Origin of the sequence: Methylobacterium segetis (assembly GCF_004348265.1) — a bacterium.
GTDB classification, from domain to species: Bacteria; Pseudomonadota; Alphaproteobacteria; order Rhizobiales; family Beijerinckiaceae; genus Methylobacterium; species Methylobacterium segetis.
Genome location: NZ_SMNT01000015.1, coordinates 53436 through 70125, shown reverse-complemented (window position 1 = coordinate 70125; position 16690 = coordinate 53436). Strand labels below are relative to the sequence as shown.

Sequence of the window (16690 nt, the reverse complement as noted above, 5' to 3'; positions counted from 1 at the left end):
CTTGCGCACCACGCTGGCGGGCTCGAAGCGGAAGATGAAGGTGCCGGAGGGGTCGGCCTGGAAGTCGGACAGGCCGCGGGCCTTGGCCAGGCCCTGGGCGAGCGTGATGCCCTCGGCCTGGAACGGGATCTCGGTGGAGTTGCCGAGCGCGCCGACCGCCAGGAAGGTCTGGGGATCGCGCACCAGGGTGAGCACGTCGCCCGGGCGCAGGTAGATGTTCTCGCGCGGGTTGGAGACCACGGTGGTGAGCGGCACGGTGGCGGTGGTGGGCCCGCGCGAGAGCCGCACGAAGGTCTCGGCGACGGGGGCGCGCACGCCGCCGGCGGAGGCGACCACGTCGAGCAGGCGGTCGCCCTTGGCCGAGAGCGGCAGGCGGGCGCCGCCGGCGACTTCGCCGGTGACGGTGACGGCCTGGGAGACGGGGCGGGTGACGGAGACGAGCACCTGGGGCTGGATGGCCTTGCCGGCGAGTTCGGTCTCGATCAGGGCCTGGACGTCCTGGGTGCGGCGTCCGGCGACCTGGATGCGGCCGGCATAGGGCACGGAGATGGCGCCGTCGCGGGAGACGACCTGCTCGGGGATGAGGGCGGACTTGGATCCGGCCGAGAAGCGGTCGGCGACGAGGGGTCCGGAGAACAGGCCGCCGGAGCCGGCCTCCCAGATCGAGACGGCGACGAAGTCGCCGACGCCGATGACGGGTTCGAGGGCGGGCCGGTTGTCGCCGAACGAGGCGAGCAGGCTGTCGAGGGGGCGCGAGCGCAGCGACTCGACCACGGCCGGGGTGATGTCGACGATCTCGTAGCGGGCGAACACCCCCTCGCTCGTCACCGTCTCCGCGCCCGACGCGATCGCGCCGGCCGTCGGACCTGCCCCGGGCAGGACGTTACAGCCCGACACCGCGAGCGCAGTGCACAGGAGAAGGGGAAGGGCGCGCATCCAGGATCGCCTGTCGGTTTCTCTCGTCTGCCGCTGCAGCCCATCCGCCGGAACCCCGGCCGCGGGACGGAGCGCCAGCAACTCGCCGGTTCTCCCGACCCCTAGCCCAAAGCCGCCCCCCTGTCCGTGGCGGGTGGGTCACAGTCCCGGGGCGACCCGCCCGCCGGCTCCGCCGTCCCCGCTCCCCACAAGCCCCGCGCAAGCCCGGGGCGCGGATGCTGCTCCGGCCTTGCCGGGAGCTCCCCCGACGCTGCAATCCTCGCAAGAGGATGGCCACGTTAATGCAAGTCCGCCGCGCATGTTCTAGACAGGATCGGGGGGCCGCTCGGCTCAAGCAACACGGCACGACCCGGCGCCGAGTGCCCGATCGATGAACCAACCCTTGACCTATACGCCCCCAGACCTTCGGGGTCCCGGCCCGCAGCCGGTGCGGCGGCGGCACGTCTTCTATATCCCGGGCTACGATCCGGAGGGCCGCAGCCGCTACCGCTTCCTGTTCGTGCGGGAGTTGAACCGGCACGCGCGCCGCTTCGGCGGCGAGCGTCGGGCGGTCTCCGAGGCGCGGCTCAGCCCGGACGGGCTGGTCCAGAGCTGGCGGGTCGAGGCGCCCCAGGGCGGCGAGGGCGCCGAGACCGCGTACGACGTGCTGCTGTGGGACGACCTCGTGGCGCGGGATTTCGCCCGCTCCCGGATCCTCAGCGTCGCCCTCCTCGTCGCCGGAACGCTGCACTCCCTCCTGGTCGGCCTGTTGTTCCGTTTCTATCGCCTCAATTGGAAGTACGGGAACGTCATCCTCTATCCCTTCGCCATGGTCGTGCTGCTGACGCTGCTGTCGGTCTTCCTGGGCACGATGGTCCACGCCCATCTCGGCGACTGGTTCGGCCACAGCATCGGCCTGCCGATCTACCTCTCGCTGCCGCTCGGCGTCGCGGCCGGCATCGTCTGGATCAAGGGGATCGAGGCCTTCCTGAACCGGATCTTCTTCTGGCAGCTGCTCAACGACTGGGTCTTCAACTGGCAGCACGGCCAGGGCTGGCGGCCCGATTACGAGCACAGGCTCGCGGCCTTCGCGGACATCGTGCTGGCGCGGCTCGCCGAGCGGGCGGAGGCGGGCGAGGCGGTCGACGAGGTCATGATCGTGGGCCATTCCTCCGGCGCCCTCACCGCCGTCGAGGTGGCGGCCCGCCTCTTCGCCCGCGATCCGCGCCTCGGCGCGGAGGGGCCGGCCCTCTCCCTCGTCACCCTCGGCTCCGGGCTGCCCCTCGTGGCGCTGCAGCCGCGCGCCCGCCGCCTGCGGGCGGAGGTGGAAAGCCTCGTGACGCAGCCGCACCTCGTCTGGTGCGATTTCCAGGCGCCGCAGGACTGGATGAACTTTCCCGGCTTCAACCCCGTCCGGCACCTCGCCCTCGACCTGCGGGGGCGGCCGGTGGCGAACCCGCTGATCCGCTCGGCGCGCTTCCGCGAGATCCTGTCGCCCGAGACCTATGCGAGGGTCCGGCTGCGGCCCTTCCGGATGCACTTCCAGTTCCTGCTCGCCAACGAGCGGGGCGGCCCCTACGACTTCTTCGCGATGACGCTGGGGCCGCAGGGCCTGCGCGAGCGGGTGCTGGCGCCGGAGGGGCCCGATCCCGCCCCGCTCACCGCGGCAGGCTGACGCCCCGCGGGCCCGGACGCGAGACCGGAGGCCCTCCGCGCCCTAAGACATCCGGCCATCGGCCCGAACCCGGATGCGCGCGTTGGCAGAAATCTCGGCCCCACCCCCGGCAAAACGGAGCGCACCGCGCATCCTCGTGGTGATGGGAGTGTCGGGCTCCGGCAAGAGCACGGTCGCGGCCTGCCTCGCCGAGCGGCTCGGCTGGGCCTGCGTCGACGGGGACAGCTTCCACAGCCCGGACCACGTCGCCCGGATGCGGGCGGGCCACGCCCTCGACGATGCGGATAGGGCGCCCTGGCTCAGGGCCGTCGCCGCCTGGATCGGGGAGCGCCTCGCGGCGGGGCAAACCGGAATCGTCGCCTGCTCGGCCCTGAAACGGGCCTATCGCGACGTGCTCGTCGCCGGGCGCGCGGAGGTCCGCATCGTGCATCTCGACGGCAGCCGTGCGCGCGTCGCGGAACGGATCGCGGAGCGGCGCGGCCACTTCATGCCGGCAGCCCTCCTCGACAGCCAGTTCGCGGCCCTCGAGCCGCCGGGGCCGGACGAGGACGCGATCGTCGTCGGGATCGAGGACCCGCCCGACGCCATCGCCGAGGCGATCGTCGCCCGGCTCGGGCTCGAGGGCGAGGGCGAGGGCAGGGACGAGGGGAGGGGCCCATGACGGATGCCGGCGGCCACGACATCGCGCTCGTGATCTCGGACGTGGACGGCACCCTCGTCACCTCCGACAAGCGCCTGACCCCGGCCGCGGTCGCGGCGGTGCGGCGCCTGGGCGAGGCGGGGATCGGCTTCACCATCGCCTCGAGCCGGCCGCCCGTCGGGCTCCGGCCCCTCGTCGAGGCGCTGGGGCTGATTCTGCCGCTCGCCGCCTTCAACGGGGCGAGCATCGTGCGCCCGGATCTCACGATCCTCAGCGAGACCCTGATCCCGGAGGAGGCCGCCCGGGAGGCGGCCCACCGCCTCGACGCCGCGGGCCTCGACGTCTGGGTGTTCGCGCGGGGCGCCTGGTTCCTGCGCGACCCGGACGCGCCCTACACGGATCTCGAGCGGCGCACGCTCCAGGCCGAGCCCGCCATCGCGGCCGATCTCGAACCCCTGCTCGCCTGCGCCTCGAAGATCGTCGGCGTGAGCCCGGACGCCGCCCATCTCGCCGCCTGCGAGGCGGAGGTCGCGGCGGTTCTCGGCCCGCGGGCGAGCGTCCACCGCTCGCAGGCCTACTATCTCGACGTGACGCCGCCCGGCCTCGACAAGGGCCGCTTCGTCGACTGGATGGCCGGGCATCTCGGCATCCCGCGCGCCCGGATCGCGACCCTGGGGGATGCGGGCAACGACGCGGCCCTGTTCGCCCGCAGCGGCCTCTCCATCGCGATGGGCAACGCCGTGGAGAGCCTGAAGGCGCGGGCCGACGCGGTGACGGAGGCCAACGATTCCGACGGCTTCGCGAAGGCGATCACCCGCCTCGTCCTGACCTGAGCCCCCGGCCCGGCGCCGGCCCGAAGGGTCTGTGGCGCACGGAGCACAGGCCGGGGTCAACGGCCACGCCGCCCACAGGCAACCGCAGGGAAGCCGCTTTCCGGCCTCATTTCGCCTCGACCTAGGCCGTGAAGAACAAGCGAACCGGGTCTCGCGCATGAATCGCCGCCTCCTGCTCCTCGCCGCCCTCCTGGCGGCCGCGCCGGCGCCCGCGCTCGCCCAGCAGGTCGCGCGGGACAACATCGACGCGCTGATCGAGGAGCATGCCCGGGCGAACGGCGTCCCGGCGAGCTTCGTGCACCAGGTCGTCAAGCGCGAGAGCAACTACAATCCGAACGCGAAGGGCGGCAGCGCGCTCGGCCTGATGCAGATCAAGCACGCGACCGCCCGCGGCCTCGGCTACAGGGGCGATGCGAGCGGCCTCTACGACCCGAAGGTGAACCTGCGCTACGGGGTGGCCTATCTGGCGGGGGCCTACCGCACCGCCAAGGGCAACCTCGCCCAGGCCTATCACTACTACAACCGGGGCTATTATTACGCGGCCAAGCGCCAGGGCATCACCACCGAGGTGGCCGACGAGACGCCGACGCTGCCCGCCCCCGCCGCCTCGGCCGGCGCCTTCGCCAGCCTGTTCAGCCTGCGCCCCTCCGACGCCGCCTCCGGCCCGGCTCTGGCCTATGCCGCCCCGCAGGCGGCGGCGAGCGGGCCCGTCGAGGTGCCGCTGCCGCCGCGCCGCCCGGCCGCCCTCGGGGGCGCCGACACCGTGCAGCTGGCAAGCCTCGATCCCGCCGCCGGTCTCGCCGCCGCGGGCAAGCCGCCGGGGGCCGCGGAGGCGCAGCAGGCCGCCCCGCAGGCCTCGGCCTCCGTCGAGGTCCCCCTGCCGCCCCGCCGCCCGGCCGGCCTCGGCGGATCCGCCGTCGCGAGCCTCGCCGCGCCGGACCTCGCCGCCCTCTCGGTCGGCCCTCAGGGCGGCCCGCCGCCGGCCCCGGCGGCTCAGGCCCAGCCTTCCGCCGCGCAGGGTGCCGCCGAATCGGTCGAGGTCCCGCTGCCGCCGCGCCGCCCCTCGCCCCAGCTCCTCGCCGCCATCGTCCGTCCGGCCGCGCGCAAGGCGCCCTCCGCCGCGGCGCCCATCCTCGAGGCGACGGCGCTTCCCGCCGGGCAGTAATCGCTCCCCGTTCCGGAGAAATACGCGGCCGCGCTTGATCGGGGCCGCTCCCGTCAACACATCCATCCGATCACGGGTGTGTTCAGTGCCGTGCCCGTGTGAGCATCGGCATGTCCCCGATGGCAAAGCTTGCTCGGGACGAACGGAATTTTCCTTCCGAACACCGATATCGTACGCGCATCCATCCACAGGATGCTGCACAATTCTGCCGCTTTCGGCGTTCGTGGAGACGAGGCGGCGGAGGTCGAGTATCAACGCGCTCGCGAGGCACCGGCCTTGCTTGCGAGACTGGGAACATGGGCGACCCGATGGCCGGCGCGGCGGAACAAGAAACCCTCTTCCTGACCGAGCTCGGTCGGCGGGTGCGGCACGCGCGCACGGTCCGCGGCCTGTCGCGCAAGCTGCTCTCGCAGACCTCGGGCCTGTCCGAGCGCTACATCGCGCAGCTCGAAGGGGGCCAGGGCAACGTCTCGATCATCCTGCTGCGGCGGGTGGCGAACGCCATGGGCGTGCGCCTCGACGACCTCATCGCGGGCCAGGACCTCACGCCCGACTGGCAGGTGATGCGCGATCTCGTGGCCCAGGCCGCGCCCGAGCAGATCGCGGCCGCCAAGGCGCTGCTCGCCGGCGGCGCGCTCGCCGACGGCAGCGTGCCCAAGCCCCGCGTCGCCGTGATCGGCCTGCGCGGCGCCGGCAAGTCGACCCTCGGGCGGCTCACGGCGGAGCGGCTCGGCTGGACCTTCGTGGAGCTCAACGCCGAGATCGAGCGCGAGAACGCCCTCTCGGTGAAGGAGATCTTCGCGATCTACGGGCAGGAGGGCTATCGCCGGCTGGAGCAGGCGGCGCTGCGCCGCCTCACCGAGCATCCGGGCCCGCTGATCCTGGCCACCGGCGGGGGCATCGTGGCCGAGCCCCTGACCTACGACCTGCTGCTGCAGGCCTTCTTCACGGTCTGGCTGCGCGCGAAGCCCGAGGAGCACATGCAGCGGGTGCGCGACCAGGACAACCTGCCCCCGACCGGCGACCACGCCACCGCGATGCAGGAGCTGCGCGCGGTGCTCGCCAGCCGCGAGCCGCTCTACGCCCGCGCCTCGACGGTGGTCGACACCTCCGACATCCCGATCGACGTGATGGTGGACCGCCTCACCGCCGCGATCGAGGCCCGCTTCGGCACGCAGGAGCGCCGCCGCAGCGCGTGAGGGCGGCCGCGGGCCTCGCGCCGCGACCGGACGTTCCGATTGACGCCTCGCGCCGGACCTCGCGCGCCGCCATGCCGGCCGTGGCGGCGCGGGAAGGCTGCGGCCGCCCGGGCGACAGGCACGCGGCTTTGAAGCGCCTCGCCCCCTAAGGGTCTTGATCGCACCCGGCCGGCACCCCACGGTAGGGGCACGGTGCATTGCAGCGAGGCAGGCAGCGAGGATCTTGCCGCCGCCCGCCCCGCGATCCGCAGGCCCGTTTTTTCGCCCGCAGCGAATTCGCGCTAGAATCGTTCCCGGCCGGCCGCCCCTCCTCCCGCCGAAAGGGGAGCCCGGCGGCCCCACGGTCCCGAGGAGAAGCCCATGACCGCCAGCCCGTCGATCAGCCCCGCCGCCGGCCACGATCCGATCGCCGGCGTGTGCGATCCGGTCTGGTCGCGCCTGCGCGGCGAGGCGGAGACCGTGCTCCGCGAGGAGCCGCAGCTCGCCTCCTTCATCGTGGCGACGATCCTGAACCACGCGACGCTGGAGGGCGCGGTCGCCCACCGCGTCGCCGCCCGGCTCGGGCACGCCTCTCTGCCGGCCGAGCTCGTGGCCCACGGCTTCCACGAGGCCCTGCAGGACGATCCCCGCATCGGCGAGGCCTTCCGGGCCGACATCGTGTCGGTGATGGACCGCGACCCCGCCACCTCGCGGGCGATCGAGCCGGTCCTCTATTTCAAGGGCTTCCACGCCATCCAGGCCCACCGCCTCGCCCATTGGTACTGGGGCCACGGGCGGCGCGACCTCGCCCTCTACCTGCAGAGCCGCTCCTCCGAGGTATTCCAGTGCGACATCCATCCCGCCGCCCGGATCGGGCGCGGGATCTTCCTCGACCACGCCACCGGCCTCGTCGTCGGCTCGACGGCGGTGATCGAGGACGACGTCTCGATCCTGCACGCCGTCACCCTCGGCGGCACGGGCAAGCAGGGCAGCGACCGCCACCCGAAGATCCGCCGCGGCGTGATGATCGGGGCGGGCGCCAAGATCCTCGGCAACATCGAGGTCGGGGCCTGCGCCCGGGTCGCGGCCGGCTCCGTGGTGCTGCGGCCGGTGCCGCCCAACACCACCGTCGTCGGCGTGCCGGCCCGCGTCGTGGGCACGGCGGGCTGCGCCGAGCCGGCGCGCGCCATGGACCAGCTCGTCAGCATGGACCAGTTCATCCACATGGCCGAGGGCATCTGAGGCCCGGCGCCTCGATCGGGGAGGGGGGCGTCCGGCCGCGCTTGCCGCTGGCGGCCGGGCATGGCAAGGCCACCGTCATCCCCTTGCGCCACGACGGAGACGAGACAGCGTGACCAAGCCCGAGATCGCGAAGCTGCAGGATTACCTGCGCCGCACGTTCGCGAACGCCAACATCCGCGTCGTCGCGATGAAATCCGCCGATTCCGCCGAGGTGTTCATCGGCCAGGAATCGATCGGCGTCATCTCCGACGACAAGGAGGACGGCGACGATTCCTTCATGTTCCGGATGGCGATCCTCGACATCGACCTCGAGGATTGAGGCATCCCGGGCGCCCGCGCCCGCGCAGCTGTGCACGGGGTTAACCCTAACCCCGGCCGGCGCTTAACGTTTCGTCAACCATGGGGCAGAGTGGCTTCATCGTCCGTTAACGGTGGAGCGCGTCGCGTATGGCTCTCGACACCTCGGCTCTCGACACGATCCAGACCCTCTGCGTCGGGCTCGCCCTCTCGGGCCTGCTCGCCAGCGCCTACGAGCTGTTCACGGAGCGGCGGGCGAGCTTCTCGCTCCTGGAGCGCGGCGGCGTCGCGGCGGTGGCCGCCCTGCCGGTGCTCGCCTTCTCGGCCCCCTTCATCATCCTGCGCAACACGGTGCGCGGGCGCCGCATCGAGGGGCGCCCGATCCCCTTCGTGATGCTCGCGACCATGATCGCCTGCGGTTGGGGCCTGATCTCCGGCCGCATCGCCATCGACCTCGCCGCGCTCCTCGTCGGCGCCTGAGGCGAGGGGACCGAGGCCGGCCCCTCAGCGGTTGGCCGTCGTCACCGGCGAGGCGCCGCCGTTCAGCGAGACCCAGCGCGTCCCGTCCTGGCCCTCGCGCTTGACGTAGGAATAGCCGGTGCGGGCCCAGGGCAGCACCGCGTTGGTCTTGTTGTCGAGGATGAAGTCGCCCCGGTCGGTGCGAACCATCAGCACCGCGTGGCCCTCGCCGATATCGTCGATCACGACCGTCATGCGTAAGGCCCGCCGGGGCAGGCCCCGCTCGGTCAGCATGCGGCGCTTGAGCAATTGGTAATCCTCGCAATCGCCGAAGCCGTCGTCCGGGTAGTCCCAGCGGTCGATCACGCCCCACTGCGCCTGGTCGGTGATCGGCTTGATGCGGGCATTCACCCGCCGGTTGACGCTCGTCAGCGTGCGCCAGATCGCGGCGTCGAGATGGATGAAGGCGGGCTCGGCCGTGTTGACCGTGCACTCGGCCGGCATCCGCTCGCAGAAGGCGCTCCAGGCCGCCACGGGCTTGACCGCGGCCCCGGTCTCCACGGGCGTGCCCGGTTCGGGCAGCGTCGGCCCGGTGCGCGCCTGGGTGGTGGCGCCGCCGAGCATCAGGATCGCACCGACCAGGGCGAGGCCGGCGCTGCGGTTCAGGCGCCGGCGCAGGCCGCGCGCCAGCCGCGCGGGCTCCAGGGCTTCCCATGCGCCGAGCCAGGGGGCGCCTTCAGCGGCCGCAGCGGCGCCGCTCCCTCCGAGACCCCCGTGCCGCATCCCCGCGCCCCGCCGACCGATCCTCAGGCGGCAAAGCTGACACGGGCCGGGCCGGGGCTCAATGGCAAAGTTAAACCCCCGTTAACTCGCCCGGGGCGGATTGGTTCCAATCCGGGACGGTGATGCATCGCTGCAACCGGTGGGGGTTCAGCGACCGGGTTCCGCGGCGGGTTTCAGCGGTTGGCGGTGGTGACCGGGGAGGTGACGCCGCCGAGGGACACCCAGGCCACCCGGTCCTGGCTCTCGCGCTTGATGAAGGTGTAGCCGGTCTGGTGCCAGGCGAGCACGGCGCTCGTCTTGTTGTCGAGGATGAAGTCGCCGCGGTCGGTGACGAGCGTCAGCACCGCGTGGCCCTCGCCCTTCTCGTCGATGACGACGGTCATGCGCATGGCCCGGCGGGGCAGGCCCGCCTCGACGAGGAGGCGCCGCTTCAGGAGCTGGAAATCCTCGCAATCGCCGATCCCGTCCTCGGCCATGTCCCAGCGGTCGGCGACGCCCCAATGCTCCAGGTCGGTCATCGGGCGCACCGCCTTGTTCACCCGGCGGTTCACCGACACGATCGTGTTCCAGGTCGCGGCCGTGAGGGCGATGGCGGCGGGCTCGGCCGGGTCGACGGCGCATTCGGCCGCGTGGCCCTGGCAGAAGGCCGCCCAGGCGATGATCGGGCGGGCCTCGCCGGAGGGCGTCGCAGAGGCGGAGGGGGCGGGCAGGGCGGCGAGGGTCTGCGCCCGCGCCGGAGCGCTCAGGCCGAGCGCGGCGAGAACCAGGAGACCGAGAGCGATTGTCGTCTTGCTGCACATGGCGAGCACCCCATCCATGCGAGAGAGGATGGGCCCGCCGGGCTGTTCCGCGCTGAAGCGGATGCGCGCAATTTTATCGATTCGCGCCCCGAAAAGGCCGCGTTCTCAACGGGGCGAACCGAGGGCTGCCGCATTCGTGAAGACTGGGCGGATCGGATTCAGGATCCGGAAACCGTGAGGCGACCGGGGCCGCGGAAGGAGGCGGGCGCGTTTCCGGCCGGTGGGCGGACGGGCGATTCACCCGCGATCCGGCGAGGTCCCGACGTCGCCCTGCCGGGCGCGGGCTCCCCCTCGTTCCGAGAGGGGGCGCAGCGACGGGGAGCGACCCTGGCGCGCTCCCGGAGCGTCGCGCTCCCGAAACATCGCGCTCCCGGAGCGTTGCGCTCTCAGAGCGTCATGCCGTCGTGGAAGCGGTCGGGCGAGATCGGCAACAGGAACTGCACGCCGAAGCCGCCCTCGAAATGGCGGACGAGGCGGCCCGGGGTGCGGCCGACCGTGACGGTGGCGCCCATCGGCACCCGCTCGCTCGCCGCGATGGCCGCGCCCGACATCGAGACGTCGATGAGGCGGGCGGGGAACTCGATCCCGCTCTCGAGGCGCAGCGTCACGGCGGGCTGCGTCGGCGTGAGGCGCTCGTGGGAGCGCCCCTCCGGCAGGCCGAGCACCTCGCGGTTGGCGAGCCAGGTGAGCTGCGAGGCAATCTTGTCGCGCTTGCGCGGCGTCGCGTTGAGCTGGACGGCGAATCCGCCCGACGGATGGCGGACGATGACGCCCTCGATCCGGCCGATATGCTCGAGGTAGAGCACCACGCGCTCGCCGATCGCGCCCACGACCGCGCAGGTCAGGCGCACGCCGCCGGGCGACATGTCGACCGTCTGGCAGGGATATTCGCGCCGGTCCGAGAGCATGTAGCGCCCCAGGATCGCGATCTTCACGCGCTGGTGGCGGCGCTGCTCGGCGCCCTGCAGCGTCTTCAGCCGGCGGAGTGTGCCGGACAGTGCGGCGGCCTCGGTCATGCCATTCCAGGGTCTGGCTCGGGAGCCTCGTGCGAAACGCCCGCCCTCGCGGTCGGGACGCGCCCGGGCGGGCGCCGCGCGCACCGGTCCCAAGTCGTCCGAAGCCCCTTGTAGGGGCGATCGGGTTACGAAAGGCTTTGTCCGATCCGAGATGCGCCCGGTCTCGGGCCGCTCAGGGCCGCCCGCCCCTGTGGACGAGGAGATGCCCCCGGCGCAGCGGCACGCTGTCGTTGGCCGGGAGCGGCAGGCCGGCGGGCAGGCCGCCCGCCCGCTCGGCCGCGGGCGCCTCCGCCCCGCGGGCGGGCCAGTCGGAGAGGACCCGCAGGGTCGTGGCGGAGAGGGTCTCGACCGGGCGCAGCCCGAGCCAGCCGGGAATCGCGATCGGGCTGAGGGAGCCGAGCACCCGCGACTGCGTCCGCCCCCGGTGCCGCAGCGGCAGCAGCAGCAATTCGAGGTCCACCGTCTCGCCGCGGCCCGTGGCGCCGCGCAGGCCCGCCACAACGCCGACCGTGTCGCCGGCCACGATCTCGATCAGGCGCCAGGGATCGGCCGCGGGCTCGGCCCCCCAGAGGCCGGCGAAGCTCTCGCCCTTCAGCTCGCGCCCGAACAGGGCGCAGACCCGCGTGCCGGCGAGCCGCAGGGCGGCGCTGCGGGCGGGGAGGTCGATCTCCAGGATCAGGCTGTCCGCCAGGAGGTTGCGGATCTCGCCCGGCTCGATCTCGGCGCGCTCGGGCGCGGCGCGCTCGCCCCGCAACCGGTCCCAGTAGCTGTGGAGCAGACGGCTCGTCGGATGCTTCATGGTGACCTGGGGCGTCGCGGCCTGGTGCGTCGGGTGGGGCGGGGTCGGGTGGGGCTGGGAAGGCGTCGAGGCGGCTCGCGGCGGGCGCGGCCCGCCCGCGGTCCGCGGGGGCCGCAGGCGATTCGGTCCGCCTGAGAGACTACCCTAGGGCGAGGGCCGCCCCCGCGCTCGCGCAACCTTTCGTCAAGGTTAACGGCCTGTTGACAAGGCGTCCCGCACGCGCGCGGGCGCCGTGGGGCAGGCGTCAACGCGCCCGGGACGTCGTTTTGGGGGGTTGCCGGCCCGGGCGGCGCGCCGACATGGTGGGGCCATGGATGCCTCGCCCGACTTCCCGCGCCAGAGCCGCGTGCCCGTCTTCAACATGCCCCGCGTGGTCACGGCCGCGATCGGCGTGATGCTCGCGATCCAGGCCCTGCGCGACTTCGTGCTGCCGGACGCCTGGGACATCCGGCTCGTCCTCGACCTCGCCCTGGTGCCGGCGCGCTGGACGGTCGCGATCGACCCGGCCCAGGGGGAGGAGGTGCTGAAGGCCGCCGTCTCGAACGATGCCGCCCTCAGCGCCGCCCGGGAGGCCTTCGCCCGCTACCTCGTGGCCGAGCCCGACGCCGCGCCCTGGACCTTCGCGAGCTACGCGCTGCTGCACGGCTCCTGGATGCACGTGATCTTCAACTGCGTCTGGCTCGCCGCGTTCGGCTCGCCCGTGGCCCGCCGCTGCGGGCCCTGGCGCTTCGGGCTGCTCGCGCTCGCCGGCACCGTGGCGGGGGGCGCGCTCCACGTCGCCCTCGATCCCCTGAGCCTCGCCCCCCTTGTCGGCGCCTCCGCCGGCATCTCGGCCCTGATGGCGGCGGCCGCCCGCTTCGTCTTCCGGCCCCCGCCCCCGGGCTACGGCACCCAGCCCTGGCAGGTGCCGCCGCGGCGCGCGCTGGAATCGATCCCCGAGCTGATGCGCAACCGCTCGGCGGTCGTGTTCCTCGGCATCTGGCTCGTGACGAACCTGCTGTTCGGGGCGATCACCCTGCCCCTCGGCGTCGAGAGCGCGGCGGTGGCCTGGGACGCGCATCTGGGCGGCTTCGTGGTGGGATTCTTCCTGTTCCCGTTCATCGACGGCCCGGAATCGGGGCGGGGCTGAGCCCGAATCGGCCGGGCGCGGCGAAAAAATTCCAGTTTTCCGGCCGCGGGCTCAACCCTCGCGCTTGCCTTGGGCGCTGGCCCGCCACACACTTGCCGCGATCCGCACGAGTGCCGGGATGCAACCCGGCCGGTCGCCATTGTCGACGCGCCGCGGGCTGACGGCGCGCATGTTCGTCCAGGGAGGGACATACATGACCGTCGCACGCATCCTCGCCGAGAAGGGCAGCTCCGTCGTCACGGTGCAGCCCGAGCGTACCCTCGACGATGCGATCCACCTGCTGGCCGACAAGGGCATCGGCGCCCTCGTCGTCTGCGATCCCGAGGGACACGTCGTCGGCATCCTCTCGGAGCGCGACATCATGCGGGCGCTCGCCCGTCAGGCCGCGTCCGCCTTCGACGCGCCCGTCTCGGCCCACATGACCCGCACCGTCACGAGCTGCAAGCGCACCGCCACGATCGAGGAGGTGATGCACCTGATGACCGAGGGCCGCTTCCGCCACGTTCCCGTCTGCGAGGACGGCAAGCTCGTCGGCCTCGTCTCGATCGGCGACGTGGTCAAGCGCCGGATCGCGGCCGTCGAGGCCGAGCATCAGGCGATGCGCGACTACATCACGATGGCCTGAGGCCGTCGCGGGTCCCCTCTCCCGACCGGGAGAGGGAGCGCGTCCCGCCTCCCGTGGCGGAGCGCGGGCGCCCGCGCTCCCTCACGTCCGGGCGCTCGCGCCCTCCAGCGCCGCCCGGATGCGGGGGAGGGCGGCCCGGCCCGCCTGATGGCCGGCCGCGATCGCCTCCGCCGCCCGGTGGAACTCGAACAGCCCCATCCCGGCGAGCTTCGGGCCGATGGCGACGTCGGGCGGGTCGCGCTCCAGGCGCGCCCGCGAGATCCGGTCCTGGGTGATGTTGAAGGCGTCGAACATCACGCGCGCGACGCCGGGCGCCCCCTCGGCCGGGCGCGGGCTCCGCCGCCCGGCGATGCGCCGGCCCGCCCCTCGGACCCTGTGCAGCAGGCTCCAGCGGTGGCGCGCCTCGGCGGCGCCGGCCACCCCCGTCTCGACCGGGTCCGGCCCGTCCGGGGCGATCACGGTGCCGCCGCGCACCCGCGGGTCGCAATTGAGGTTCACGCAGATGACGAGGTCGGCCCCCATCGCCCGGGCGAGGGTCACGGGGACGGGGTTGACCAGCGTCCCGTCCATCAGGAGCCGCCCGTCGAGGGGCAGCGGCGGGAAGATGCCGGGCAGGGCGTAGGAGGCGCGCACGGCCTCGACGAGCCGGCCCTTCGTCAGCCAGACCTCGTGGCCGGTGCCGAGCTCGGTCGCGACGCTCGCGAAGCGGATGGGCAATCCCTCGATGCGGCGGTCCGCGAGATCGCCCTCCAGGCGCCGCCGCAGCCGGTCGCCGCCGATCAGCCCCGAGCCCGAGAGCCGCACGTCGAGGAGGCCGACCACCCGGCGCTTCGTCAGGGAGAGGGCGAATTCCGCCAGCGCGTCGAGCTTGCCGGCCGCGTAGCAGCCGCCGACCACGGCCCCGATCGAGCAGCCCGCCACCACGTCCGGGTGGAGGCCCGCCTCCTCCAGCGCCCGGAGCACGCCGATATGCGCCCAGCCCCGGGCCGAGCCGCCGCCGAGCGCCAGCCCGATCCGCGGCCCGCGCGGGCAGGGCGGCCGCACCGGCTCGACGGCGCCGGGCGCCCCGTGCCGGACGAGGCCGGACGGTTCGGGGAAGGCGCCGAGGGACGCCTCCCAGGTCACGCGCCAACGGGCCGGAGCGTCGCGCGCCCGTCGGAGGGCTCGAGGCTGACGCTCCGGTAGAAGCAGGCGCGCCGGCCGGTATGGCAGCAGCCCCCGTCGCCGCCGACCTCGACGCGGATCAGCACGGCGTCCTGGTCGCAATCGACCCGCATCTCGACGACGCGCTGGACCTGCCCCGAGGTGGCGCCCTTGTGCCAGAGCTCGCCCCGCGAGCGCGACCAGTACCAGGCCTCGCCGGTCTCGAGGGTGCGCCGGAGCGATTCGGCGTTCATGTGGGCGAGCATCAGGACCTGCCCGTCCCGCGCGTCGACCGCGATGCAGGAGACGAGCCCGTTCGCGTCGAAGCGGGGCGTGAAGGCATCGCCTTCCTCCACCTCGGCGCGGGGGCCCGGCGCCGGGAAGGGCGGGGTGGTCATCGCGGGCATCCTCTCGCGTGCGGCGCGCTCAGCCCTTGTTGCGCACGAGGGTGAGGAAGCGGACCTGCTCGTTCGGGTCCGCCTTGAAGACGCCCTTGAACTGGGTGGTGATCGTCGAGACGCCGGCCTTCTGCACCCCGCGCATCGCCATGCAGAGATGCTCGGCCTCGACCATCACGGCCACGCCCCGGGGCTTGAGGATGCTCTCGATCACGTCGGCGATCTGGGCCGTCATCGTCTCCTGCGTCTGCAGGCGGCGGGCGAAGGTGTCGACCACGCGGGCGAGCTTGGAGAGCCCGACCACGCCCTTCGTCGGGTAGTAGGCGATGTGGGCGAGGCCCATGAACGGCACCATGTGGTGCTCGCAATGGGAGTAGAACGGGATGTCGCGCACGAGCACGACGTCGGAATAGCCCTCGACCTCCTCGAAGACGCGCTCGAGCAGCGCGTCGGCATCCTGCCGGTAGCCGCCGAAGAGCTGGTCGTAGGCCTTCACGACGCGGGCGGGGGTGTCGATGAGGCCCTCGCGGGTCGGGTCGTCGCCGGCCCAGCGCAGCAGCGTGCGGACGGCGGCCTCCGCCTCCTCGCGGCTCGGGCGGCCGAGCGCGATCTCGTCCGGCACCCGCTGCGCGGAGGGCGGCTGCGGCGCCACCTCGACCGGGCGCACGGGCAAGGGCGCGGCCGAGACAGGTGCCGCGGAGACAGGGGCGGGGACGAGGGTCGGAGCGTTGTCGTTGCGCATGCCGTTCAGATCCCGGACGCCCTCGGGCAGGTTCCCGTCGGCGGTCGGGTAGGAGAGGGATTTGAGAGCGGCATCCATGGCATCTCCCGCCCGCGCCACACGGGCCGTCATCGTGGTGCTGTCCGGCTTTGCGTACATCGCGTCGAACCGTCTCGGGTCTGGGAGCGTCTGCCCAAACCAGCGCCCTGAGGGAGAACGGGTTCCGAAGCCGTGGGCGCGACCCGGGTCGACGGAGCCGCCTCCTCGCGAAACGGCACGATTGCGCCTATATCGTCGTTCTCGCCCGATCGCGCAATGCGCGGGCCGCGCATCTGACCACCGAGGCGAGCGTCCGCTCCCGCACGTTCCCGTCGCGGGCTCCGCGCAGCCCGGCAGGACCCCGCTCCCATGCTCGACGACATCTACAACCGCCGCATCCTCGAACTCGCCGCCGACATTCCCCGGCTCGGGCGCCTCGAATCGCCGGACGCGACGGCGAGCGCCCACTCGAAGCTCTGCGGCTCGACCGTGACGGTCGACCTCGCCCTCGCCCCCGACGGCACGGTGGCCGACTTCGCCCACGAGGTGCGGGCCTGCGCGCTCGGCCAGGCCTCCTCCTCGCTGATGGCCCGGCACGTGGTCGGCGCCAGCCCGGACGAGCTGCGGGCGATTCGCGCCACCATGCGCGCCATGCTCAAGGAGAACGGCCCCGTGCCCTCGGGCGCCTGGGCGGACCTCGCGGTGCTGGAGCCCGTGCGCGACTTCAAGGCGCGCCACGCCTCGACGCTCCTGACCTTCGACGCGGTGGTCGACGCCCTCGACCAGATCGCCGCCCGGGGGGCGGCCTCGCGCGAGGCGGCGGAGTAGGGCAG

19 protein-coding genes are annotated in these 16690 nt (G+C 73.2%); 11 read left to right on the top strand and 8 right to left on the bottom strand.

All coding sequences use genetic code 11. The features are described 5' to 3' along the window. The coding region (locus tag E1J50_RS06255; protein WP_132251500.1) for a polysaccharide biosynthesis/export family protein at positions 1 to 936 on the bottom strand (936 nt) is incomplete at its 3' end. A gap of 370 nt (positions 937 to 1306) precedes the next feature. On the opposite strand from E1J50_RS06255, the gene E1J50_RS06250 reads away from it, so the two are divergent. The 8 genes from E1J50_RS06250 (at position 1307) to E1J50_RS06215 (ending at position 8425) form a co-directional block, all read left to right on the top strand. Beyond that, the gene (locus tag E1J50_RS06250; RefSeq protein WP_132251498.1) at positions 1307 to 2590 is read left to right on the top strand and encodes an alpha/beta hydrolase; all 1284 of its coding nucleotides are present in this window, start codon (positions 1307 to 1309) and stop codon (positions 2588 to 2590) included. A gap of 142 nt (positions 2591 to 2732) precedes the next feature. Beyond that, positions 2733 to 3251 (top strand): gluconokinase, encoded by a 519-nt coding sequence (locus tag E1J50_RS06245; RefSeq protein WP_245516451.1) that lies wholly within the window; start codon positions 2733 to 2735, stop codon positions 3249 to 3251. Further along, entirely contained in the window at positions 3248 to 4063 is an 816-nt protein-coding gene (locus tag E1J50_RS06240; RefSeq protein ID WP_132251494.1) for a Cof-type HAD-IIB family hydrolase, read from the top strand. Before E1J50_RS06245 ends, E1J50_RS06240 begins: the two co-directional genes overlap by 4 nt. Positions 4064 to 4220: 157 nt before the next feature. Then, complete coding sequence (locus tag E1J50_RS06235; protein WP_132251492.1) at positions 4221 to 5228, top strand: transglycosylase SLT domain-containing protein; 1008 nt, start codon at positions 4221 to 4223, stop codon at positions 5226 to 5228. A gap of 308 nt (positions 5229 to 5536) precedes the next feature. Beyond that, on the top strand, positions 5537 to 6427 hold the full coding sequence (locus E1J50_RS06230) for a helix-turn-helix transcriptional regulator (protein ID WP_132251508.1): 891 nt from the start codon (positions 5537 to 5539) through the stop codon (positions 6425 to 6427). 360 nt (positions 6428 to 6787) lie between these two features. Then, the gene (gene cysE / locus E1J50_RS06225) at positions 6788 to 7648 is read left to right on the top strand and encodes a serine O-acetyltransferase (protein WP_132251490.1); all 861 of its coding nucleotides are present in this window, start codon (positions 6788 to 6790) and stop codon (positions 7646 to 7648) included. Between the two features lie 109 nt (positions 7649 to 7757). After that, a complete protein-coding gene (locus E1J50_RS06220) occupies positions 7758 to 7967 on the top strand; it encodes a DUF3126 family protein (RefSeq protein ID WP_132251488.1) in 210 nt (69 codons plus the stop codon). Between the two features lie 128 nt (positions 7968 to 8095). After that, a complete protein-coding gene (locus E1J50_RS06215; protein WP_132251486.1) occupies positions 8096 to 8425 on the top strand; it encodes a DUF6949 family protein in 330 nt (109 codons plus the stop codon). A 24-nt stretch (positions 8426 to 8449) separates the two neighbouring features. Here E1J50_RS06215 and E1J50_RS06210 read toward each other — a convergent pair whose 3' ends face one another. From E1J50_RS06210 to E1J50_RS06195, 4 genes are all read right to left on the bottom strand, one after another. Beyond that, positions 8450 to 9187, bottom strand: a complete 738-nt coding sequence (locus E1J50_RS06210) for a transglutaminase-like cysteine peptidase (protein ID WP_132251484.1) — start codon at positions 9185 to 9187, stop codon at positions 8450 to 8452. Positions 9188 to 9360: 173 nt separating this feature from the next. Continuing rightward, positions 9361 to 9987 carry a transglutaminase-like cysteine peptidase gene (locus tag E1J50_RS06205; protein ID WP_132251482.1) on the bottom strand — a complete coding sequence of 209 codons (627 nt, stop codon included), beginning with the start codon at positions 9985 to 9987 and terminating at the stop codon, positions 9361 to 9363. 386 nt (positions 9988 to 10373) lie between these two features. Further along, positions 10374 to 11003 (bottom strand): PilZ domain-containing protein, encoded by a 630-nt coding sequence (locus E1J50_RS06200; RefSeq protein ID WP_132251479.1) that lies wholly within the window; start codon positions 11001 to 11003, stop codon positions 10374 to 10376. A gap of 172 nt (positions 11004 to 11175) precedes the next feature. Further along, positions 11176 to 11802 (bottom strand): PAS domain-containing protein, encoded by a 627-nt coding sequence (locus E1J50_RS06195; protein WP_132251477.1) that lies wholly within the window; start codon positions 11800 to 11802, stop codon positions 11176 to 11178. A gap of 310 nt (positions 11803 to 12112) precedes the next feature. Here E1J50_RS06195 and E1J50_RS06190 point away from each other — a divergent pair, with 310 nt between their 5' ends. Together E1J50_RS06190 and E1J50_RS06185 are read left to right on the top strand one after the other, a co-directional pair. Then, positions 12113 to 12931 (top strand): rhomboid family intramembrane serine protease, encoded by an 819-nt coding sequence (locus tag E1J50_RS06190; RefSeq protein WP_132251475.1) that lies wholly within the window; start codon positions 12113 to 12115, stop codon positions 12929 to 12931. Positions 12932 to 13124: 193 nt separating this feature from the next. Beyond that, entirely contained in the window at positions 13125 to 13556 is a 432-nt protein-coding gene (locus E1J50_RS06185; protein ID WP_132251472.1) for a CBS domain-containing protein, read from the top strand. A gap of 81 nt (positions 13557 to 13637) precedes the next feature. On the opposite strand, the gene E1J50_RS06180 is transcribed toward E1J50_RS06185, so the two are convergent. From E1J50_RS06180 to folE, 3 genes are read right to left on the bottom strand one after another with little or no spacing between them, the layout of a single operon-like run. Continuing rightward, positions 13638 to 14681, bottom strand: a complete 1044-nt coding sequence (locus E1J50_RS06180; protein WP_132251470.1) for a patatin-like phospholipase family protein — start codon at positions 14679 to 14681, stop codon at positions 13638 to 13640. Next, complete coding sequence (gene hisI / locus E1J50_RS06175; RefSeq protein ID WP_207919156.1) at positions 14678 to 15106, bottom strand: phosphoribosyl-AMP cyclohydrolase; 429 nt, start codon at positions 15104 to 15106, stop codon at positions 14678 to 14680. Before hisI ends, E1J50_RS06180 begins: the two co-directional genes overlap by 4 nt. Before the next feature lie 19 nt (positions 15107 to 15125). Then, positions 15126 to 15917: a GTP cyclohydrolase I FolE gene (folE, locus tag E1J50_RS06170; RefSeq protein WP_483466571.1), complete on the bottom strand. Its 792-nt coding sequence runs from the start codon at positions 15915 to 15917 to the stop codon at positions 15126 to 15128. 309 nt (positions 15918 to 16226) lie between these two features. Here folE and E1J50_RS06165 point away from each other — a divergent pair, with 309 nt between their 5' ends. After that, the gene (locus tag E1J50_RS06165; RefSeq protein WP_132251463.1) at positions 16227 to 16685 is read left to right on the top strand and encodes an iron-sulfur cluster assembly scaffold protein; all 459 of its coding nucleotides are present in this window, start codon (positions 16227 to 16229) and stop codon (positions 16683 to 16685) included. Positions 16686 to 16690: the final 5 nt, after the last annotated feature.